Annotated in this window: 19 protein-coding genes and 1 riboswitch; of the genes, 14 read left to right on the top strand and 5 right to left on the bottom strand. The window is 38.8% G+C overall.

Annotated features, from left to right (window positions below):
* Nucleotides 1–385: 385 nt before the first annotated feature.
* From J2Z32_RS11910 to J2Z32_RS11895, 5 genes are all read left to right on the top strand, one after another.
* Nucleotides 386–730 (top strand): hypothetical protein, encoded by a 345-nt coding sequence (locus J2Z32_RS11910; protein WP_210089388.1) that lies wholly within the window; start codon nt 386–388, stop codon nt 728–730.
* Nucleotides 731–886: 156 nt separating this feature from the next.
* Nucleotides 887–1,012: a hypothetical protein gene (locus J2Z32_RS22555; protein ID WP_280921138.1), complete on the top strand. Its 126-nt coding sequence runs from the start codon at nt 887–889 to the stop codon at nt 1,010–1,012.
* Between the two features lie 195 nt (nt 1,013–1,207).
* The gene (locus J2Z32_RS11905) at nt 1,208–1,405 is read left to right on the top strand and encodes a hypothetical protein (protein ID WP_210089387.1); all 198 of its coding nucleotides are present in this window, start codon (nt 1,208–1,210) and stop codon (nt 1,403–1,405) included.
* Nucleotides 1,406–2,274: 869 nt separating this feature from the next.
* On the top strand, nt 2,275–4,995 hold the full coding sequence (locus J2Z32_RS11900; protein WP_210089386.1) for a DUF4116 domain-containing protein: 2,721 nt from the start codon (nt 2,275–2,277) through the stop codon (nt 4,993–4,995).
* 302 nt (nt 4,996–5,297) lie between these two features.
* Nucleotides 5,298–5,573, top strand: coding sequence for a DUF6809 family protein (locus J2Z32_RS11895; protein WP_210089385.1), 276 nt, complete (start codon nt 5,298–5,300; stop codon nt 5,571–5,573).
* A 139-nt stretch (nt 5,574–5,712) separates the two neighbouring features.
* Here J2Z32_RS11895 and J2Z32_RS11890 read toward each other — a convergent pair whose 3' ends face one another.
* Nucleotides 5,713–8,397, bottom strand: coding sequence for a YhgE/Pip domain-containing protein (locus J2Z32_RS11890; protein WP_210089384.1), 2,685 nt, complete (start codon nt 8,395–8,397; stop codon nt 5,713–5,715).
* Between the two features lie 245 nt (nt 8,398–8,642).
* On the opposite strand from J2Z32_RS11890, the gene J2Z32_RS11885 reads away from it, so the two are divergent.
* Nucleotides 8,643–9,374: a protein-glutamine gamma-glutamyltransferase gene (locus tag J2Z32_RS11885; protein WP_210089383.1), complete on the top strand. Its 732-nt coding sequence runs from the start codon at nt 8,643–8,645 to the stop codon at nt 9,372–9,374.
* A 58-nt stretch (nt 9,375–9,432) separates the two neighbouring features.
* On the opposite strand, the gene J2Z32_RS11880 is transcribed toward J2Z32_RS11885, so the two are convergent.
* The 3 genes from J2Z32_RS11880 to J2Z32_RS11870 all read right to left on the bottom strand — a co-directional run bounded on the left by J2Z32_RS11880 (nt 9,433) and on the right by J2Z32_RS11870 (nt 11,945).
* Nucleotides 9,433–10,347 carry a carbohydrate deacetylase gene (locus J2Z32_RS11880; RefSeq protein ID WP_210089382.1) on the bottom strand — a complete coding sequence of 305 codons (915 nt, stop codon included), beginning with the start codon at nt 10,345–10,347 and terminating at the stop codon, nt 9,433–9,435.
* Nucleotides 10,348–10,540: 193 nt separating this feature from the next.
* Nucleotides 10,541–11,245 (bottom strand): CAP domain-containing protein, encoded by a 705-nt coding sequence (locus J2Z32_RS11875; protein WP_210089381.1) that lies wholly within the window; start codon nt 11,243–11,245, stop codon nt 10,541–10,543.
* A 7-nt stretch (nt 11,246–11,252) separates the two neighbouring features.
* A riboswitch (cyclic di-AMP (ydaO/yuaA leader) is annotated at nt 11,253–11,386 on the bottom strand.
* Between the two features lie 109 nt (nt 11,387–11,495).
* Nucleotides 11,496–11,945, bottom strand: a complete 450-nt coding sequence (locus J2Z32_RS11870; RefSeq protein WP_210089380.1) for a V4R domain-containing protein — start codon at nt 11,943–11,945, stop codon at nt 11,496–11,498.
* A 275-nt stretch (nt 11,946–12,220) separates the two neighbouring features.
* On the opposite strand from J2Z32_RS11870, the gene J2Z32_RS11865 reads away from it, so the two are divergent.
* The 3 genes from J2Z32_RS11865 (at nt 12,221) to J2Z32_RS11855 (ending at nt 14,174) form a co-directional block, all read left to right on the top strand.
* Nucleotides 12,221–12,556, top strand: coding sequence for a cysteine hydrolase family protein (locus J2Z32_RS11865; protein WP_245251406.1), 336 nt, complete (start codon nt 12,221–12,223; stop codon nt 12,554–12,556).
* A 44-nt stretch (nt 12,557–12,600) separates the two neighbouring features.
* Nucleotides 12,601–13,125: a hypothetical protein gene (locus J2Z32_RS11860; RefSeq protein WP_210089379.1), complete on the top strand. Its 525-nt coding sequence runs from the start codon at nt 12,601–12,603 to the stop codon at nt 13,123–13,125.
* Between the two features lie 209 nt (nt 13,126–13,334).
* On the top strand, nt 13,335–14,174 hold the full coding sequence (locus tag J2Z32_RS11855; RefSeq protein ID WP_210089378.1) for an aminoglycoside phosphotransferase family protein: 840 nt from the start codon (nt 13,335–13,337) through the stop codon (nt 14,172–14,174).
* 48 nt (nt 14,175–14,222) lie between these two features.
* Here J2Z32_RS11855 and J2Z32_RS11850 read toward each other — a convergent pair whose 3' ends face one another.
* A complete protein-coding gene (locus tag J2Z32_RS11850; RefSeq protein WP_210089377.1) occupies nt 14,223–15,830 on the bottom strand; it encodes an alpha/beta hydrolase family protein in 1,608 nt (535 codons plus the stop codon).
* Between the two features lie 247 nt (nt 15,831–16,077).
* Between J2Z32_RS11850 and J2Z32_RS11845 the strand changes: the two genes are divergently transcribed.
* From J2Z32_RS11845 to J2Z32_RS11825, 5 genes are all read left to right on the top strand, one after another.
* Entirely contained in the window at nt 16,078–17,814 is a 1,737-nt protein-coding gene (locus J2Z32_RS11845) for a sensor histidine kinase (RefSeq protein ID WP_342453954.1), read from the top strand.
* A gap of 30 nt (nt 17,815–17,844) precedes the next feature.
* Entirely contained in the window at nt 17,845–18,633 is a 789-nt protein-coding gene (locus J2Z32_RS11840; protein WP_210089375.1) for a response regulator transcription factor, read from the top strand.
* 117 nt (nt 18,634–18,750) lie between these two features.
* Nucleotides 18,751–20,073, top strand: coding sequence for an extracellular solute-binding protein (locus J2Z32_RS11835; protein ID WP_210089374.1), 1,323 nt, complete (start codon nt 18,751–18,753; stop codon nt 20,071–20,073).
* 91 nt (nt 20,074–20,164) lie between these two features.
* A complete protein-coding gene (locus J2Z32_RS11830) occupies nt 20,165–21,046 on the top strand; it encodes a carbohydrate ABC transporter permease (RefSeq protein ID WP_210089373.1) in 882 nt (293 codons plus the stop codon).
* Between the two features lie 12 nt (nt 21,047–21,058).
* Nucleotides 21,059–21,943, top strand: coding sequence for a carbohydrate ABC transporter permease (locus J2Z32_RS11825; protein WP_210089372.1), 885 nt, complete (start codon nt 21,059–21,061; stop codon nt 21,941–21,943).
* The last annotated feature ends 27 nt before the right edge of the window (nt 21,944–21,970 follow it).

Here is a 21,970-nt window from a genome sequence, read left to right as displayed (position 1 = left end):
AGGTAACTTAGTTCCCATATCTGAAGAGGCTTTTGAATTCGCCAAATCCAATAATAAGTCTACTCTTTTATCTATTGGGCATAGCTAGATATTGACCCGCACGTATCTATCATTGATGGGATGATCCAGTAAATCAATTATTCAAAGTGTTTGCTGATGTTTTGGCAGGATTTTTTTTGATTGAAATTATGGAATTAGCGATCGTCATATTTTTCCATATCATAGTATAATATAAATATGTTTCAAAAGGCTATTTAGATACGATGTGTTCGTTCAATTAAGTGTATTTCTTATATTTATGAACTTCGTGAATATTACATTATGTGAAAGGCTGGAAAATTAATTTTAAAGCAAATAAAAATCCAAAAGAGGGGGAAGTAGTGCAATGAAGTTTAGCTATAAAAATTTTTCCTGTGACACCGAGATTTACTACAAAGATAAGGACATAATAGTTAGATTTTTCGATAAATCAAAAGAACAAGAAGAAGATGACATAATAAATTTAGTTATAGTTGACCCTGGGTATGGCTATCTTTGTTTGAAATATAAAGGAGATGCAGCACTCTTAAGTGGATTCCTAGATGAAGATGTTTTCTCATCAGATGACCTTATAGATGCAACAATTAGTTTTATTGAAATTTTAAGTCCAAATTCAAAGAATACTTATACCCCATATCATATTACACGCTGTAAACAAACCAGTTATATTGAATACAATGGAGAGTACTAATAATAGACTTCAAGAGGTTTGATTTGGCTTATAGTGTTTTGATCTTTTTACATATTTGTTAGCAGGATATTCTAGTTCATCAGATTCATTAGGTTCATTAGTTCCATCTCTCCCTATACACTTTGTGCAAAATGTTGAAATGGAGAAGGAACAATTTTGGAAGAAATCATCACAGGTGAAGTAAGTACAATCCAGAAAGTACTAAATGACTCCCATCTGATGGCTGCTGGACTGGGGGAGGAGAACGTTCCACTATTACAACTAGTGCATTTAAAGGAATAAATAATCAAAATTGATGCTCAGTCTTTAACACAGGTACAAAATCACCGTGATCAATCTACTTCTAGGTTAATTGGTTTCTTAGTCATGTTCCTTTGATTTGCGGTTGTGCAAGGCTTGCGAACATTTATTGATGAATGAGAAAATAATACGCTAACAAGATTATTAAGCGCTCCTGTTGACTATAAAAAATACGTATTGGCTAAGATGACTGCGACCTATTTGTTTGCTGCGGTGCACGTAGTTGTCATTTTATTAGCAGGAAAGTATTTGCTTAAAATTAGTCTAGCTGATAATTTGTTTGCCATTATCATCTTATTTGCTGCTTATTTATTTGCTCTAACTTGCATTACGATTTTTTGTGGTTACAGGTATGCTTGGCGAGGTGATTTTTAGAAAGGATGATAAAACCTCAAGAATTGTATTAAGAATTGTCGGTGTTTTCCTCATTATTAATGGTATATCAAGAGCTTTCATGTTTGAATTATCTTCTTCCCCCAATGTACAAATGCCATATGTTATATTATGTAAATTACATTATACTAACTATTAAGAAAAGCCTAGCTTATGAACAATAGAAAATGACATGTACAAAAATATAAAGAAGAATGGTGGATGAGCAATGGATGTCCATGAAAAAATTAAACATTGGAAGACAATGATTGTATTCAAATCATGAAAACTATTGGGATAACTAAAGGAGCCTATATGATCGACTTTGGGTGTGGTTTTGGACATTACACTTTTCCAGCTCCAATGTTGTTCAAGAAGAAGGTAAGGTTTATGCCATCGACAGAAATAAAAGTATTTTGAAAATGATTGATAATAGAATTGAGGAGGAAAAAATTTCTAATATCTGAAGAATTAGAACGTGGAAGTATTTAAAACTTTAGGAAGACGTAGGTTATACCTTTAAAACATAGCTAATTTAATGCTAAAGTGCTAATTTAACCAATAATAGAATTAGCTCTTTTTAATTATTTCAGCCTCGGATAAGCCTCCTTACGATCAGTTCTATTCAACATTTCATTATATAATAGAGCATAGAAAATAGAAAATAGGTATAAACTGATTCTCGGTAGTTCGTTTATTTATTGGTATTCTGTAGATTGATGAAACTTCGTGAATATATCGTTATATGAAATGGAGAGAAACCGTATATAAAGAACAATTTTTCCATTACCATCAATTAGGGAAGTGGTATATTTTTAAAGACTTTTTAAACAAGTAAATGAAGTAAACGTTACGTGAAAGGATAGATAGAGGTGAATAATATTGATAGAAATCGTCTTAAAGAGGGACTTGGAATTAAACAAAATGAAGATCCATTTGCTGCATTTGAAAAAAATCCAAGCACTAGTATACTATCTCGTATCGGCAAACGAATGCAAACACCAGAAATGGTTCGCAGGGCTATTGAAAATGATAGTAAACCAATTTTGAAAAATATTTCAAAAAAAATTTTAACTCCGGAATTATGTTTGCTTGCACTCAAAAAGAACGGTAGTGACATTCAATATGTGCCAAAAGAATGGTGCGATCAATCTATGTATATAGCCGCTGTAAGTAGCTGTAGTTTTATGCTGAAAGATTTCCCTGACGAAGTCAAAGATTATGAGGTATGTGAAAGTGCTGTTCGTAACGATTTAAGTGTTAATGCATCACAGTGTGCATTACAGTATGTTCCCATTGGCTTGTTAAAGGGTGAAAATGGACGTAGACTTTGTGAAACTGCGGTCAATTCAAACGGGCTAGCCATTTTACATGTGCCAGAGAATTTCATAACTAATGAAATGGCACATAGTGCCATCATCAATTCGATTACAAAAGGATATAAGTATCTTTTTGGCGATATCGTTATAGAAAGAGATGCTTCTGATTGGCCTGTGGGACATATTCCGCGAAAATTTTTGTCACAAAAACTTGTTAACATTTCTGTTAAGATGTTCCCCGCAAGTCTGCTATGCGTGCCCTTGAAGTATGTATCGGAAGAATTATGTATAAATATGGTCAATTTAAATGGGCTTTATCTAAAGTATGTTCCACTAGAGTATAAACAGAGTGAGGCCATCATTGATGCAGCATTATCCGATTCTCCTCTTGCGCTAAAATATGTTCCTAACGAAAAACGTACTAAAGCTCGGTGTCTGGACGCAATCAAAAGAGATCCAAATGTCTTAATTTCTTGGTTTCCAAATGAAATACATGTTGAGTATGAAGCATCCATAGGAGTGAATGATAGTTCATCCATTATCGTCAGCGAAGTTCCTGTTAAGCTCAGTACACCTAAACTTCCTAATGAAAAATCAATTTCCGTTATGGATAACAACAAAGTTATTGTTCATCATTCGGCTCTAGAAGAAAACACGTTACTTAAGACTATTTATTATGTGTCAGATATTCATTTGGAACATCAATTGAAACTATATGGAAAAGAAGTAGATAAGGTGAAGAATAGTGTTCGTAGAAAAGTGTCTCAGCTCGTGTCTTCTGTACCCAGTAATGATCAAGGCATCCTTCTGATTGCGGGGGATGTGGCGGACAGTGTAAAACTTGAGCGTATTTTTTATGAATCTCTTCGTGATTTATGGCACGGTCAAATTATTTCCATACTGGGAAACCATGAGTTGTGGGATGATAATCCCATAGGAACCAAAGAAAATCGTGCTATCGACGAAATAATTGACGATTACCGTCAGACAATTCAAGACAGTAATAACACAGTTATGTTGGAAAATGAGCTATTAATTGTTTATAAAAGACAACAAACTGTGAGAATAGATGAAAAGACCTTGATAGAAGCAGATGCAGAGGAACTAGCGGAACTGTGCAAAGAATCCTCACTTATCATTCTAGCTGGTATTGCCTTCTCAGGACTAAATCCATGTTATAATGCATCGATGGGGCTTTATCGTTCTACTGTTTCGATAGAAGAGGATATTGAACGTTCAAAACGTTTTCGAGAAGTATACAATAAAGTATTAGCTTGCGCCGATTCACAACATGTAATTATACTGACACACACGCCAATGCAAGACTGGTCTAATGATAAATATAATCCAAATTGGATTTATGTTAGTGGACACACCCATCAGAACTCTTTGGTTCGTCTTGATGACGGAACAACGGTTCTTTCGGATAATCAAATTGGTTATATCCGAAAGCGATGGCAGCTCAAAGGATTTACTGTTAGAGGGCGTTATGACCCATTTGAAGATTGGGTCGATGGGGTTTATTCGATAACTCGACAAGAATATGCTGATTTCAATCAAGGTCATGGAATAAATATGAAAGGTTTTAAGCAAAAAGGCAACATCTTTGTTTTGAAACGTGCAGGGATGTATATGTTTGTACTGCAGGATCAACGTCTTTATTTGTTAGCCGGTGGTCACATTCGTATTCTTGAGCATGATATTAACTATTATTACAACAATATGACATTTTACTATGAGCAAGTTAAAGCCAGCTTTGCTCCTTATCGTTCAATTCTACAAATCATTTCTAACGAATTACAGGTATTCGGGGGGAGTGGTTTGATCCATGGCTGCATTGTTGATATAGACTTTTACAACCATATTTACCTGAACCCCTATGATGGGAAAATTGTACCGTATTTTGCAGAGGATATGACTAATAAAATAATATTCAAAGATATGGAAACTATGTTGAAAACATCTCCTGTTCGCCCAAAAAACTCAACAGGTTCTCCATTATTGGAGCAATACAAATTAGCATATTCAAATGGACAAACACCAATATTAGCCTCTCAGTCAAAAAATTCAAACATCACGCTAGCCACTGTTCCGGAAATAGTGCTGGACACAAGTATGTATGAACCCTCACGTATTATGAGGTCTATTCAGTACATCTTTGACCAGAATGTAATCCGTGTTTGGAAGGATAGTATTCTATCTACTAATTTTGAGGAGCATACACTTATTTTTAATAACGAAGAATCACACCTCATTGGTTACATTCGTGATTAAGAAAGTATTGTAAGTCAGCGCCGTATCAAAAGGTGGGACTATCATAGAAACTTCTGATAGATATCTAACTTATTGGTGAGGGATTTTAGGTAACAAATGAAGGAAATAGAAATACCATTACTTTAGTAACCTTTATGAATAAGTAATATCCTTCACATTATCTAAGTATAGTTCTACTATTAATGATGCTTTGACATCACATTCTCTTGTATAAGGACTGAAATATAGCGAAAGTTTCGCTATAATTTAATTTATCATGAAGTCAGATGCTATACTGTTTCCAAAACCAAAGGAGACACCCCATGCCCACCTTTATAGAAAACCTATACACAGGCAACCTACAACCACTGGATATGTATCGCCCCGAAGGCGAAGCATATCATACGCATAGCCAGCATATGTCTACATACATGAATTATTTTCAATCAAACTTGAAACCAGATGATTTCAAAGTGCTTCAAGAAATGTTAGACACGATTGGGGAGTTACATTCAGCACAAGCTACTTCCGTATTTGTTCAAGGATTTAAGACAGGCGCAAAAATGATGGTTGAAGTTTTCCAAGACAAGACGGTTTAGAGTAATAGAGTGAGTGCTTTGATTAAAAGTGAGAATGTTAAAAATAAGCTTCTTTAACAAACTAATACCCATACTTCCTTATCCAAGGAGGTACGGGTATTTCTTTATGTTTGGTATCTATAAATCTCTTGTCCAATCCTCAAGCAATAATCTTCGTCTTCCTCGCATTTTCCGCAGAGCGTTTCGTCAAGGCACTAAGCGGACGCTTCAAGGCTAATGCAATAATCAAACTAATCGCAATAAACACCAGCAGCCAAAATATATCTTTAAGTGCGGTCTCCCACAAAATTCCCCCTACGGCTTCACGAAGTAAGCTAATGGCATAGGTGAAGGGCATAAATGGGTTAAGTGCTTGGAAAAAGTGTGAGGTCATACTCACTGGGAATGTGCCGCCTGAGCTTGAAAACTGCAACACCATGAAGATGATCGCAATGCCTTTGCCGATATTGCCAAAAACAGACAGCAGGGTATAGGTGATCGTTACAAAGACGATGCTCACAAGCAGAGCAAAAAGAACAAACCATATTTTATTTGCTACAAAGGTTCCTAAAATCCAAAAGTCTCCGAGTGTGAGACAAAGTGCTTGAAGCATGCCAATCGTGAGAAAGGTGGCAAGACGTCCGAGAAATAATTCGTGTCCACGAAAGGCTCCACCTGGATTTTCTGCTTCTGCACGTAATAGTGAGATGAGCAGAGTTGATCCAACCCATAGCGACAATACGCCATAAAAAGGCGACATCGCAGAGCCATAGTTCGGAATCGGATAGAGCTCATTTTGCTTAATGTGAACAGGACTAGACAAAAAAGCACTTTCTGCTTCAATATCTCCACGCAGTAGCTTGGCTAACTCCCCAAAATGGTTATCCTTCTCCACTTCTCGTAGTTTATTTGCTGCCTTCACAATGGCACGTTCAAGCTGAGGCAAGTCGCTCCGAACGAGATCAGCAACACGCTTGACGCCTGTCTGGACATCAGACAGATGGTGTTCCACGAAATCTGCGGCTTTAATAATCTGCTGATTGACGTTGGGTAGATCATTTTGAACAAAAGCTGCAGCTTCATCTAGCTTTGTTTTCATCACAGTAAGGTCGTTCTGAAACACTGATCCTACGAGATTAAGCATGTAAATGAAGGCGTTCCCTTTATCCTCTAAGTTTTGTGCGACTTCATGTACCTTGGTTTGAAGCCGGGGCAAATCCTGTTGCAATCGATTCAGATTATCTTGATTTAAGAGAATGCCTTCTTTAGCGTTAGCTATAATTTGTGCAATATTGGGCACAGCACCTTGGTTATCTTCTAGCGTAGAGGAGGATGTGGCTAACAGGGACTTTAACTGATTTCTGCCCTCAGCAAAAGCAGGTGCAATTGTCGTATCGAATGCATCTAAAGTGTTCAGCATGTTGTTATTCGTTTTCATGAGCAGATTGTTTAGTTGTGTGATTTGATTAGCCACTAAATCCGAATTAGAAGAGAGGTTATCAGCATTTTTGCTTAGGGAACCTATTCCTTGTGCTAACAGGTTTAGGCTACGAGATTGGCTGCTTAAATTAGCAAGCTGATCTTGTAAGGGGTGAGAAGGGAGGAAGTCGTTTATCCTACCCAATAATTCACCGACATGGTCAACTATACTCACACCCCTTTGTAATGAAGTCGTTAATTGGCTTAATTGCTGTTGTGTTGGTCTTTTGCTTGGATCTGTGCCCTGTAAGCGAGCAAGCATATCTCCTGTAGTATCTAAAATTTGTTGAGCAAGGTTTAGGTTCATTTTCATAACGGGTGCAATAGAGCTCCATAACTCATCCGTGGAGGTTAGAAATTGTTCTGCATCGCTTGTCATTGCTGTGCCTTGTTGCGTAATTTGACTCATCGTACCAAGGTTTTGCTCTGCCAAGTTTACGATGTTAAGTGCCTTATCGGACTGTTCTAATGCAATTTGAATGGCATCTGTCACTTTCCCGAAGTTCTGATCCACGTCCTTTACATAACCAACGGCTCGCTGAATGATCGGAATTTGCTGTTGAATTGCTACTATATCCGCGGCAGCAGATTCAATTTGTGGGAAATGCTGTTGTATTTTGAGTACGTATTGTGCCGCTTGATTGATTTCAGGTAGCTTTTTTCTCAGCGCTACAATTTTATTAGCTTTTTGCATAATGTCTGGCATTGCTTTGTCCACTTCAATAATCTTTTGCCCAACCAAAGTAATCTGAGGCAGATTTTTTTCCAAGGTAAAGAGACCTTGCTCCATTTTCCGCAAAGTAGGAAGCTGTTCATTTAGCTCTACGCCAGCTTCTTTCAATTTAGCTAATACAGTTTCGCTAACGGTTTTAGTGAAATTTTCGTTAATTTGCGTAGTCAGAGAAGAGACACCAGAACCCGTTATTTTTGGCGCAATCGCATTAATTTTTTCGTTAACGGTGTAGATGACCTCTGGTTTTTGGATTTTGCCATCCACGATACTTATGATTTTGGAAGAAAAGTCTGCGGGGATAAGGAGGCTCGCGTAATAATCTCCCTTTTCTACACCTCTTGTGGCTTCCTCTCGATTAGTAAATGACCAACCAAGCTTATGGTTTTTCATCAGGCTACCCACAAGCTCTTCGCCGATATTAATGTGCTTACCAATGACAGACGCACCTTTATCCTCTGAGGTGACCGCGATTTTAATCCCTTGAGTGTTGCGATAGGGGTCCCAGACCGATTTTATATTTACCCAATCATAAATACTTGGAAGAATCGTAACGGCTAAAATCAGAAAGATCCCTGTGGGCACCTTTAAAATGTGAAGCCAATCTGTTTTATAAATGTGCCAAATGTTGCGCATCGCGACCTCCTGCAAGTAGTATTCGGTGATATTACATAAATATGGTTTTCTTATTGTCATACTAGATCCATCTTTTCATGCACGGGATTTAGAAATAATGGTTACTTTTAGGAAGGTTTTTGAAAGGGGTGAATAGTGAATTATTTAGTGTGGACTATCTCCAATTATGGGCTTCTTTGCATACCATGTAGAAATGGGGTGAGACATTTGCCCCTGTACCATATTGGGATGGGAGGGATTTTGCGATGATTGTGACGATAAACGGAGGGACGCTACAGGAGCCATTGAATTTAACCGAGGAAGAGCAGTCAATATTAAATGACAAAAAAAATAGTTCAGTCGTTTACAATTATAACTCACCACAGGCTGTTGCATTCGAGATGAAGACCAGAGCTAATATTGTAGCAGCTGCAAGGGCACTAAACAGCAGTGGAGCTAAGTTTGCAACGTTTGCAAATACCAAAGGGAACCCGCAATATTGGACCCGTACTGAAAAGGGAGCGTTGCAACTACGCCCAGGTGTGTCTCCCTCAGATGCCATTCAGGATATTTTTAATCAGGGCTCGTTATATGCATTTGAATGTGCAACAGCAACGGTGATTATTTTGTACAAGGGGGTATTGGACACTGTAGGAGCTGACATATTTAACAGAAATTTTGCTCAATTAGAGTTGTACGATTGGAATTATGATCAGGATTTGAAGCTTATATCATCAGATCAAATTGAACAGGCTTTTCCTGGTGATGTGTTATATTTCAAAAACCCCGATGTTGATCCAAAAACACCTGAGTGGCAGGGGGAAAATACTATTTTGCTTGGTCCTGATCAATATTTTGGACATGGAATTGGGATTGCTACCTCTCAGCAAATTATCAGTGCGCTCAATTCGCATAGACGACCAGGGAGTACTACGGCGGCTTATTTAATGAACGATGTGGTTCATCCTGATTTTGAATATTTACGTAGTCTCCGTTGAGCAGCTTTCTAGAGATGGTGGTACGCTGAAAATATGTGACCAAGCTACTCGAGATCATTTAAGACCTCACATGGCGTTTTCTTTTATTTTTATAACCGTGGTTGAGTTTCATTTTTAAAAGCTTTTTATTTCTTTTTGTTGATAAATTTCGGGCTTTGGGTGTCACAGATTGAGGTTGTGGTGCTTCCTCAGACTGTATGGGTTGTGTGGGATCATGTAAAGGAGCCAACTGTCCATAATGAATTAATTGAATTTGCTGTTGACTTAATATATACGGGATACGTTGATCCGTGACCGCCCGCAGCTCATTGAACCCAGCATAATGCTCTTTTGGAGTATGTGTCAGATTCCTGATCATCATTTGAGGGTGTCTGGGATGACACATAATTTCAGTACAACCATCGGGTAACCCATTTAGATGCGTGATTAGGCGTGTTGCTCTTTCAGGTGAGTCATAAGTATCCAAAATTAGATGGTTGGTACATAACCCACTTTGTTGATCGAGGGGTTCAAGGATATTCGGATTTTTGCGATAGGGTAAGTGTAAATTTCGGCAGAATGAGGTTACAATTTGATGAACCATAGGACTAATCATATGAATATGATGATGAGTGTCTATATGGGTGGGAGCTATACCAGTAGATAGCAGCTTATTATATTGACTTAGCAATTCCTGTTTGATGTCCGCTTCAGTCCAATGGTTTTGTTGGGCGGAGAACAAGCCTTTATCATTAATGAGGGAATTCACTTGTGGAAAAGTAGTGATGGGTGCTCCTTCGGTAAGATTGAAATGGAGCCCTACGCCTAATGTAGGCATTTGATGAGCTAAAGTAACGGCTTGTTCAAAGTATGGCATATTGACCATCATAGACGTGCTAGATAATGAGCCGTATTGGTGAGCACTTACGATGCCCCGATTTGCTGACTCTGATAAACCAAAATCATCTCCATTAATGATGAGGTATTTTACCAATTAAAAACACTTCCCTTCGAGGGTAAAGATATTGCATTTTATGCTGGACCATTCCCTCAAGTTCTAAGTAGATGTAAAAACACGATTCAATGATGGATTTGGAGCATAGCGTGGTGGTGGATTATTGTAATGAGTGGTGCAGCACATGCAAAAAACCGAAGGCTGCCGCCTCCGGTTCTTTTTGTCATTATTTTTAGTTTGCAATAAATTCTTGAACCCATTCGCCGTTGTAGTAAGCAACTCCGATTTTTGTAAAGTTGGGGCTCAAAATATTTTGACGGTGTCCTGTGCTGTTCATCCAGGCCTTCATCACTTCCTGCGGATTTCGTTGCCCTTTAGCAATATTTTCGCCTGCATACGTGTAGCGAATGCCGTAAGCTTTCATCATGTCAAACGGAGAACCGTATGTCGGGGAGTTATGGTCGAAGTAATTGTTGTTGTACATATCTTTAGCTTTATCAAGAGCCATACTCGCAAGCGCTGGGTCACTCGTAAGCGCCGAAAGTCCAGCCTTTGTGCGTTCTTGGTTAACGAGCGTCACGACTTGGCTAGCATAGGTAGACGTTGAGGAGCTGTTGGCATTTTGGCTATTGTCTGAAGAACCGGTGTTTCCCCCAGAGTTTGTGACCGGTGTCTTGGTTCCTTGATCACTACTAGAATCCGATTTATCTCCATTTGTGTAGTCGATACTCGTATTCGGAATATTAAAGGACATGTTTGTCGTTTCCATACCTTGAATGCTCTTGAACAAATCATTCATGGAAATTCCGAAATTTTGGAATACTGTCAACGTTGTATTATTACCTTCCACAGTACTAGGTGCAGCATAAGCTGATCCTGCTCCTGCCATGACACTAAGTGCAATGACTCCAGTTAATACAGATTTCTTAAAACGCATAAAATGATCCTCTCCTTATTTTGGCCTGCGAGGTTAGCTGACGGGTTCGGGTCAAAGAGCAATCACCCGGTCATATTTATGACTTCACCCCGAAAACATTGGGTTCCCCGTGTTTCATGGAAACTTCGGCCTTATTTAACCACATGAAAAGAGGCAGCATACATCAAATGGTGTGCCGTCTTTCCTGAGGTTTTTTCATGATAACATGGCTCATATTTCGAGTCACTGCATAAAGTTTTCCATTGTACAATCATTTCAGTCTAATTTCATATTCACAATTGTCGTCACCATGCACATTACATTTCACTTCACGAACAGCCACATTACGATTTAAAATTTTGCGGAGTGCCCCCTCCATAATTGCGCCCTCTAGGTCACATACCATCTTTTCATCGTCAACAGGTAGCCCTTTACAGAAGCAATCGTCTACGACTATCGTCATGCCTCGTTCGTTGGATTGGGTAATGGATGGGATGCCTATTTTTAAGTCCTTGAACAGGTTAAGTAACTCATCTACTGTTTTCACAGGTAAGCTTTCACCAATTTTACGTCCAACGGTTAATGTTGTGCCTCTCCCACCCATAGGTAGCCCTTGGTACATACCAATTAAGCGTACAGCTCGGAATAGCTCAAGTGGAACAGAATCTCCTAAAATGGAACGATCGATCGATTTCATATCTTCATATTCAAAATTTTTCATGTTGTTTTCCTCCAATTATGTCTATTTCATAACCTATCCTGATCTAAATTATAGAGTAGGGTACTACCGAAAATTGTGATAGAGATCAAAATCAGAGTGAAGTTCATTATTTATTTTAAATTTTAAGTTTTATAGCAAAATACAATTAATTGACAGTATCTCCCTAATTGGATAAGCTCAAAGCAAATGACCTTGCAGGTAGCGGAAAATAGTAGAGCAAGCTTGTCAGTATATCAATCATGTGTCTGCGTTATTGCGTGCTAGAGAGCACCTCGTTGTCTAAGGACATTTTAATTAGCAAAAAACACTCCAATGCGTTTTGGCAAACAGAGCTAGAGCAAACATTGCTAGATCATCAGGTGGAGCTTGTTATCGTTGCTGGCTTTGCGGCAGAGGATTGTGTACTGTTTACATATAACGGTGCAATCGAGCGTGGGTTTAATACAGTGTTATTACAAAACGGAGTTTTAAGTCAATATCCAGATGTCATTACTGCGACGTATCGAGATCGGAATTTAATTTCGTATCCTGCGGTGGAGTATTTGTGTAATTTATATTTGTCAATTGATCAGGCTAATCATGCGGGTGGAACGGAGTTTGAGTCGTTGTAGATTTAAAAGTATGGTTTGAAAATAGTTTGGGGAAGGGAGTTAACATGATACCTTTAGATAATCAGCTAGCACCATCTGACATATTAAGTTTTGATCTAAAGATTAATATTTCTCATCGATATAAAAATATAACTAGACATCATGGTGAAATTGTTCCAATCATTGATTGGATTTTTATTGTGATTGTTAATGATGAGAAGTGTGATGAAGATGAAGTTTTTGTGATAGACCAGTTTTTTGAGTCATTGTTACATGTTGGAGATTTTCCGATGTTTACCTGTACATGTGGAATTTTTGGATGTGGGGGATATTTCGTAAATGTTGCTCATACCTCAGAGGGGATTACATGGAAAACGGAAAGGACTCCATTTAAGGAGCTTCAACACCAGGAACAACCTACTAAGTTTAATTTCACATGGGAAGTCATCACTAAAGCAACTCAGCAACTTCTTAGTTTACTTGAGGACTTACATAATGTTCACATTGAGCATAGTTTAAAGTTTGATTATGATATTAAGGCTTATGAAAAAATGAATGATGAATTAATTTTGTTTGTAGACTCCAATTAAGCTAATTAATTTAATTATATTCTCAGTCCCTAGCCGTATAGACTCAGGTCGTCATTTAGGAATACAATCTATGTAATAGAGTAGTAGTAACTGTCACTACAGCGCAAGTTATATTTAGTCTCGATATTTTTTATAAGAATCAACAAAGTCATTTAATGCAATATTATTTAATTCTTTTTTGGCGAACACATACGAAGAGGTGTGAATACATGGATATGGCCATCGGCTTAGAGTCTCAGCAAAAGGTTGGCGTTGGACGAACCGCAGAGGTATTTACGTATGGAGAGGGAAAGGTAGTTAAGTTATTTTATGATTGGGTTCAAGAAGATGTGGTTCAGCATGAGTTTAACATTAGCTCGTTGATATATGATAGTGGTGTTCAAACTGCTAAGCCATATGAAATTATTAATCATAATGGAAGATTAGGGATTGTATATGAGCAGGTTCTACCTGGTGTGACACTGGTTAAGCTGATTGGGGCACAGCCTTGGCGACTAAGTAAATATGCTAAATGGATGGCACAACTTCAATATAAGCTACATGCGACAGCTGTTTCTGAAATTCCTTCATACATAAGTGGAGTTAAGGAAGCATTAACTTCAAGAATTAATCACACAGACCTGCTGGAGGAAGCAGAAAAAGAACAGGTTTTACAGCAGCTTAACAAGTTGCCAGCGGAGACGTCATTGTGTCATTTAGATTTTCATCCTGACAATATATTAATAGGTCAAGAGGAGAAGCCTTATATAATTGACTGGACTACATGTGGCGTAGGTTCACCCCTTGCGGATGTTGCACGCACTATACTGATGTTACAATATGGGACAACGCCAACTCAAAAATCTAAATTCGTTGCGATAGTATCGTCGTTTGCTGGTAGAAAGCTAAGACAAGCTTACGAGAAAGAGTATATAAGATTATCTGGACGTACAAAGACAGAGATCGAACGCTGGTTAGTTCCTGTTGCGGCGGGACGATTAGTAGAAGGGATACCTGACTCAGAAAAAGAAACGTTAGTATTACTTATAAAAAAAGGACTAGGGCAGTAATTACTAATGTAATTACCACCCTAGTTAATAAAGCTTATTCAAAACTCATTATTTAGCACTTTGCAATGTCACAGGACTTAACTTCTTGGCAACCGTAGTAATATCGATGCTGGTGTCCCCTTTTAGATAACGATCAAAGAAGGCAAGTGACAGTTGATTGATGCTCTGATGCACAGGTTTTGGTGGTGCTTCCTTAGGATGAAGAAGTGGTGAATATAAATAGAAATCTGTAAAGCTCATATGATTAGCATGATTGATCATGATGGAATAGGCATCTGCACCTGATGTTGCCTTTTTCCGTCTGTCTTTGGATTCTGCCCAAAACTGCTCATAGCTTTCTTTTGAGCGCCCTGTCGTTTTAACGGCTTGATCTAAGGATTGTGTAAACCACTCATCATCGATGCTTTGCTCTGCATTCATTTGCAGATAAGGTTTAGAAAGCCCTTGCTCAGGTACAGGTTGACCATATAAAACACCATCCATGTTCACCGCTGCCTTGATTCGAGGTTCTGTCATCAGCAGTTGTACGGCGGTTGCCCCTCCAAAAGAATGACCCAATGCGCCAATTTGGCTTAGATCCATGTGTGCTGTAAGCTGTTTAAGTTCATTTGATTCAGTACCATTAACTGCTTGATCTGAACCAGCATTCTTAGATTGATCAGATAAATTAGGTGAATTAGATGTTTCAGATAAAGCCGTAAGCGAATCTAACACAAATTGACTGTCCTCCAACCAAACCTTGCTTTTGTCCACATAACTATCAAACCCAGATAAGCTTTCTAGCTTTAGGGAAATGACTGATTGGTCAGGATAAACGACTGCTGCCGCATCATAGGGATGGTCAATGCTCACTACGATATAACCATGACTAGCAAGCTCTTCAACCTGAAAAGTATTTTGATTGCGGAACCCTGTTAAGCCATGTGAAAAAAGGAGAACAGGGTATTTGGCTTGAGCTTTAGCTATCTTAGCATCCTTGTAAGCGTTGCTTTGTACATATTGTAAGTGTGACAATAAAAATGGAGGAATAGAAATCGCATCTCCGACGCCTTCTAGTAATGGAGAGATATGCTCCACATATGGCGCGCGTTGTGCGTTTGAATCTATCTCAGCAGGATACCAGATCTGAATCATCAGTTTACGATAGTCAGTTGAATGAGTTAGATTCGTTGAATCTTTCAAATCCGTTGCATTCGTTGCATCTGCTGTATCCGTTGCATTTGATCTATTCGTATCCACTCTATCCCGATCCTCAAGCATAAAGGAAGCTGTTCCAACCTCATAAGAGCCTGTTGGTGTCTGAAATGAAAATACCGGAAGCACCGAAGGCAATGCGCCTGAAATACTTATGTACAAAATAAAAAATAACGAACTAAAGCTATATTTAATTATCGCTTTTCTAGCTCGTGGCTTAGTGGTTGTTGTTTTCTGTTTATAGTAGGAATATAGCGTGAACACACCTACCAATAGGGTCATTCCATATATAGGGATGAGCTGCCACCGATAACCTTCCACGTAAATTTGGATCCCATTCATTAAGAGGGTGATACCAAAAGCAATGATTTGTACGAGTACATTTTTTCGTAACATGCCTAACAGACCTACAATTAACATGACACTGTTAAGTATCCAAGCAATTAATTCTAAATTTCTCATGAAACCTCCTAAAGTCAATTTATTAATCTATTAAGTTAGATTATTGAAGCTTTTATGTCATTAAAGCTATTATTTTATTCTATCATCTTCGTCATACGAGAGCTAATTTCAACAAATTACATGGATATACCACACTTTTTATTATAAAAATTTACATATAGCCAAAAATCATCCTCTCTTGTTATGATTAGCTATGGAGAACCTATGGACAATCCATGTTGGGAATTTGAGGAGGCAATAGCAATTGGTGCAACTTGGAAAATGGAATACGCTGAGGAATCAAATCTTTTTAGGTTTTGTGCTCGTCATGTGTATCATTCTTATACTTGTAGGCATCTTTATGTTCGATCGTGTTTCGATTCTACTACAAAATAATGTTGAAAAGCATATTCAGCAGACTGCCGTGCAGGCTTCAGGGCAGTTAAGTGCTTTGCTTAAGCAAATCGACATGCTCACGAGCCAAGTTGCCACAGATGCGGCGATTCAGTCTTTACTTGCAAAGGAAGTGAAGGGAGAGAGAATTAGCTTTAATATGCGACAGAAGCTCCAACAGGAGGTTCGCAAGTATGAGGCATATGCGACAGGTATACGTTCGATGGAATTATATACAACAGACCATCGAAGTCTAGTGCCGTTATTAGACATTGATTTAACGAACCGGGTATTTGACAAATGGATACAGGAAGCCAATCAAGCGCAAGGCAAGCTGGTGTGGCTTGGTCTTGATCCACTGGATTCCAATACAGTCATTGCGATGCGACAGGTCAGGCTCATGGATGATTCATTTACCCATGGGGGTTACGTCTTTATAAGAATAGAGAAAAGTTACTTTGCATTATCGGATCGCACCACGACTTCTGGAATGAATACGCAGGAAAAAATGGGATTGTTTGATAAGGCTGGAGGTACGATATTTTCTACACTTGATCACGGTATGAAGTCTGATCAAATGTTCCAGCACAATGGAGATAACATCGAGATTGCTGGGGAGCAATTTATTTTAATAAAAAGGCAATCAGTAGAGACAGGGTGGCCACTCGTTATTTTAACGCCTGTAAGCTATACAACAGAAGGGATTTCTGTGTTGCGAACCGGAATTATTGTATCAGGGTTAGCAGGTGGAATCTTATTTCTTGTTTTGAGCTTTGCTTTATCCACGATGATTACTAGACCCATCCTGAATTTGATTAAGGCGATGCGTGGCGCTAGATTTGGCAATTTAAAATACAATGATAGCTCACCTACAACCGTCGAGTTACAGGAACTAAATTATACGTACAATCAGCTAGTTGACCATTTGAATGAGTTAATCGAGGTCGTATATCAGAAGGAAATTATTCAAAGTCGGACAGAGCTAAAGGCGCTACAGGCTCAGATAAACCCTCATTTTTTGTTTAATACACTGGAAGCGTTTTATTGGGCATTAGACGAAAAGGGAGAAGAGGAATTAGCGCAAATCGTCATTGCCATGTCTGATTTATTTCGTTATGTCATCAATAAAACAGAGGATGACGTCTGGGTTACGATTGGTGAGGAGCTTGACCATGCTGCAAGATATTTGAAAATTATGAAAATGCGAATGCTAGATCGGTTATCGTGGACCATTAATATGGATGAGGAGTACCGACATGTTCCACTTCCTAAGCTGCTTGTGCAGCCGTTAGTTGAAAATGCGATTTTATATGGAGTGGAGCAGCGATATGAGCAAGGGATGGTTCAGGTGGGTGTCCAGCCCTCTTTGCGTCAAGGCTATATTCTAATCACGATTTCAGATAATGGACCAGGGATGTCCTCAGCAATGCTAGATTCTATTCGATTTGCACTACGAGAAGGTTATGTCAGCTCACCTAAAGGAAATGGGGTTGGCATCGTTAATGTAGAGCGTAGGTTGCGACTTTATTACGGGGACAAAACAGAAGGCTTAATTATTCATAGTGAGGAAGAACAAGGAACTACGATTTCATTTGAAATACCGATGACATGATGTCACCTTATGCCGAAAGGGGATCGAACCATGAAACAAATTTTGATTGTGGATGATGAGCCTAGAACACGGGAAGGGATTGCGAAAACGCTAAAGATGTGGGCTTCAGGACGATATGAGATCGTCACCGCTGCAAGTGGTATGGAAGCCATGGCATGGCTGAAGGAGCATGAAGCACAACTGTTAATTACAGACATTAAAATGCCTGAAATGAGTGGGCTTGATCTCGTTGAACAGTTAAAACGGCTTTCCTATACGCCGGTTGTCATTATTTTGTCAGGTTATTCTGATTTTGAGTATGCACGTCGTGCCTTAAAAAATGGGGTGGTAGATTACTTACTGAAGCCGATCGATAAAGGAAAGCTAGTGCAAGCGGTCGAGGGGGCATTAAAAAAGGAAGAATGGAATGAGCAGGTCGATCGGATGAAAAGACTGGTTGATCCTAAATTGCTTGAAGTGATTCATCAGGACAAAACTTACAATTCTCACGTTCAAAAGGCTCTGGATTATATCGATAAGCATTTGCAGGAGCAAATTTCAATGAAACAAATTGCAGATCATTTACATATGAATGCTAGCTATTTTAGTGTTTTATTTAAGGAACAAACCGGAATTACATTTAGTGATTATGTGACAAGACATCGCATTCAAAAAGCAAAAAGACTATTAACGACAACTCATTTGTCGATCTCTGAGGTAGCAGAGCGTGTAGGTTATCAAACGGCGAAGTATTTTGTAAAAGTATTTCGGATGCTAGAGCAGGTAAGTCCAAGCCAATATCGTCAGCAATGGTTAGAGGATGAACAAAAAATCCAATAAAAGTGGTATTATCCCCAATCACTATAACCTTATCGTAGAGACCATACATTGCTAAAATTTGGGTAAGCGGTTTCAAATCCGTTATTCCACAATTTGAAAAAGGGGATGTATAACCTGATGTCAAGAAAAAGCTGGAGTATATTACTTTTAACGTTGTGTTTTGCAATGATTGTGGCAGGCTGTGGGAAAGGAAATAGCGAGGGTAGCAATACGAAAGGCAAAGAAGGTGCATCGGATAGTAAGGTCACGATTAAATTTATGCACCTATGGCCTGAGGGTGTGTCCGCAGGACAAAACAAAATTGTAAATCAAATTATTAATGACTATCAGACTGAACATTCTAACATCATTATTAAGCAAGAAGTATTAGACAATGAACAATATAAAAATAAATTAAAGGTATTATCGTCCTCTAATGAATTGCCAGATGTTGGGGTCACTTGGGCAGCAGGCTTTTTGAAGCCCTATGTAGAGGGCAATCTATTTGCACCAATTGATGATTTACTTGATGGACAGTTAAAAGATAAGTTCGTTGCAGGCACAACAGAAGCCTATGCAATTGACGGCAAAACCTATGCACTTCCGCTAGAGTTTAATATTGCTCCGATTTACTACAACAAAGAAATTTTCCAAAAGTACAATATTGAAATTCCACAAACGTATGATGAATTTAAAGCGGTGATCAAAACGTTATCCGACAACGGGATTGCACCTATCGCGCTTGGTAATAAAGACCGTTGGACAGGATCATTATGGTATATGTATTTAGCTGATCGTATTGCGGGTCAACAAACGTTGGCAGATGCGATTAGTGGCAAAGGCTCTTTCCAAGACGAAGGTTTGCTTAAGGCAGCAAGTGAAGTGCAAGCGCTTGTAGATAGTAATGCATTTATTAAAGGCTTTAATGGACTTTCAAATGAAGAAGGTAAAGCAGAGTTTTTAAATGGAAAAGCAGCGATGTACCTTATGGGAACATGGGAGTTGCCTAACTACACCACCAATGAAGATATTCCTAAGGAATTCCGTGATAACGTAGGTTTCTTTAAATTCCCAACGGTTGCTGGTGGTAAAGGAGATATCAATAGCTGGGTAGGTGGACCAGGGGTAGGCTTATTCGTATCCCAAAACTCCGCTGTGCAAAAAGAAGCGAAGGCTTTTGTTGAATACTTTGTAAGCAAATGGGGCGAGCAATCTGTGACTGGCGCAGGGGTAATCCCAGCTACTAAGGTAGATACTGCAAGTCTTCAGTTACCACAGCTTTATAACGATTTATTTAGTGAAATGAATAAAGCAAGTAGTATTACGTTGTTTGCAGATGTGCAAATGACAGCAAGTGCGGCAGAAACCCACTTAAACATGATTCAAGCGTTATTTGGTAAAGCGATCACACCTGAGAAATTCTCGGAAGAGCATAGTAAGGCAGTTGGCGATTCTAAGTAAAGCGACATGAATTGTAGCTCGAGACATGAGTGTACTTGCTTAGTTTAACTTAGCGCCTATGCATGCTGACTAACGAGAGGAGTCGGAGAATATGGACAAAGTAATGTCCAACAAAAAGATGATTGCGTTATACATTTTGCCTGCATTGTTGCTCATTATGGTGATCGTGTATATTCCTATTGTTTTAACGGGTTATTATGGTTTAACGGAATGGAACGGGATTGGTAAACCTAAATTTTTAGGTATGGAAAATTATATTGAGTTGCTTGGGGACGGAAAGTTTTGGGGGAGTGCTTGGCACTCCCTACTCCTAGCTATTTTCTCTACATTAAGCTTGTTGATTTATCTTGCGGTTGCGATGGTATTAGCGACAAAAATTAAAGGGGCTAACCTGTTCCGCAAAATTTATTTAATCCCGATGCTGTTATCTTCTGTTGCGATTGCTCAGCTATGGCTACGGATGTATCATCCGTCAAATGGGATTGTGAATAGCATTTTGGAGTCGTTAGGCTTTGCAGATCCACCTGCATGGCTGTCCGAGCCACAGCTTGTGTTATTTGCATTGTTTATTCCGATTTTGTGGCAATACGCAGGTTTTTACATTTTGATCTATTATGCTGCTCTTAAAAATATCCCAACTTCCATAGAGGAAGCCGCCAAAATCGATGGAGCTAGCACGCTTCAGATTGCATGGAGAATTAAGCTTCCACTCACGATGGAAGTCATTAAAGTGACGATTGTGCTTGCTGTAGTTGGATCACTGAAATATTTTGATCTCATTTATGTCATGACAGATGGAGGACCTAATGGATCAAGTGAAGTGATGGCATCTTATATGTACCGTACCGCATTTAGAGCGTATGACTTTGGATATGGTAGTGCAATCGGATTTTTTCTATTGGTCATTTGTCTAGTTGTGACATGGGTTATTCGTAAATATACAGCTACAAAAGATCCAATCGAATATTCATAAGGGGGGAGCTTCATGAGACCTGAGGCTGCACTACCGCCTGCGGAGCCAAAGCTGATATCAAGTTCAAATTTCGGAAGCAAAATGAAATATAGTGTGTTGTATGTTATTTTAATTGTTGTTGCAGGCTTACAGCTGTTACCGTTAGTCTGGTTATTCTTTTTCTCATTAAAAAATAATCAGGAGGTTTTTAATTTACCGCCTTTAGCGTTACCAACACATTTTCGATGGGAAAACTATCAAAAGGTGTGGGAAGCAGGCAACATTAGTGTGTATTTCTTTAATAGTGTATGGATCACCGTTGTAGCAACAAGCTTCACCATTATGTTAGGTGGACTAGCTACCTTTGCGATCACTCGGATGAAGTGGAAGGGGAGTTCATTGGCGCTAGGCTTATTTATGGTTGCGATGATGATACCGGTTCACTCCACATTAATTCCATTATTCAGTATGTTTAACCGAATTGGGCTCAAGGATAATCCATTAGAATTAATTTTGACTTATGTCGCGTTTAACATGCCAATTACGATTATGATTATGCTTGGTTTTTATTATGCTTTGCCGAGGGAAGTTGAAGAGGCAGCGGTAATGGACGGTTGCTCTATTAATCGTTTATTCTTTCAAATTATTTTGCCGATGACGAGCTCAGTTATTGCAACGACAGCGATCATTAATATGATCTATAACTGGAATGAGTTTATTTTCGTGAATACGTTTATTAGCTCAGATTCGTTAAAAACATTAACCGTTGGGGTACAGAACTTTATTGGACAATATACGACCGATTGGGGTTCGATTGGGGCAACGCTAATGATTAGTATTTTGCCAATACTTATTATGTTCTTATTCCTTAGCAATCGTATTATGGAAGGAATCACAGCGGGTTCGGTGAAAGGCTAAAAGTGAACCACCAGAGCTAGTCGGGGG

It is taken from the genome of Paenibacillus turicensis, assembly GCF_017873435.1.
Classification (GTDB): Bacteria; Bacillota; Bacilli; order Paenibacillales; family Paenibacillaceae; genus Fontibacillus; species Fontibacillus turicensis.
Note: the sequence above shows the minus strand (reverse complement) of the source record. Positions and strands in the feature narration are given on the sequence as shown.

What these genes read in the sequence shown, in the direction of transcription:
- J2Z32_RS11910 (WP_210089388.1), top strand. Translation starts at nt 386, where the DNA reads ATGAAGTTTAGCTATAAAAATTTTTCCTGTGACACCGAGATTTACTAC.
- J2Z32_RS11895 (WP_210089385.1), top strand. Translation starts at nt 5,298, where the DNA reads ATGCCCACCTTTATAGAAAACCTATACACAGGCAACCTACAACCACTG.
- J2Z32_RS11890 (WP_210089384.1), bottom strand. Translation starts at nt 8,397, where the DNA reads ATGCGCAACATTTGGCACATTTATAAAACAGATTGGCTTCACATTTTA.
- J2Z32_RS11885 (WP_210089383.1), top strand. Translation starts at nt 8,643, where the DNA reads ATGATTGTGACGATAAACGGAGGGACGCTACAGGAGCCATTGAATTTA.
- J2Z32_RS11875 (WP_210089381.1), bottom strand. Translation starts at nt 11,245, where the DNA reads ATGCGTTTTAAGAAATCTGTATTAACTGGAGTCATTGCACTTAGTGTC.
- J2Z32_RS11870 (WP_210089380.1), bottom strand. Translation starts at nt 11,945, where the DNA reads ATGAAAAATTTTGAATATGAAGATATGAAATCGATCGATCGTTCCATT.
- J2Z32_RS11860 (WP_210089379.1), top strand. Translation starts at nt 12,601, where the DNA reads ATGATACCTTTAGATAATCAGCTAGCACCATCTGACATATTAAGTTTT.
- J2Z32_RS11855 (WP_210089378.1), top strand. Translation starts at nt 13,335, where the DNA reads ATGGATATGGCCATCGGCTTAGAGTCTCAGCAAAAGGTTGGCGTTGGA.
- J2Z32_RS11850 (WP_210089377.1), bottom strand. Translation starts at nt 15,830, where the DNA reads ATGAGAAATTTAGAATTAATTGCTTGGATACTTAACAGTGTCATGTTA.
- J2Z32_RS11840 (WP_210089375.1), top strand. Translation starts at nt 17,845, where the DNA reads ATGAAACAAATTTTGATTGTGGATGATGAGCCTAGAACACGGGAAGGG.
- J2Z32_RS11835 (WP_210089374.1), top strand. Translation starts at nt 18,751, where the DNA reads ATGTCAAGAAAAAGCTGGAGTATATTACTTTTAACGTTGTGTTTTGCA.
- J2Z32_RS11830 (WP_210089373.1), top strand. Translation starts at nt 20,165, where the DNA reads ATGGACAAAGTAATGTCCAACAAAAAGATGATTGCGTTATACATTTTG.
- J2Z32_RS11825 (WP_210089372.1), top strand. Translation starts at nt 21,059, where the DNA reads ATGAGACCTGAGGCTGCACTACCGCCTGCGGAGCCAAAGCTGATATCA.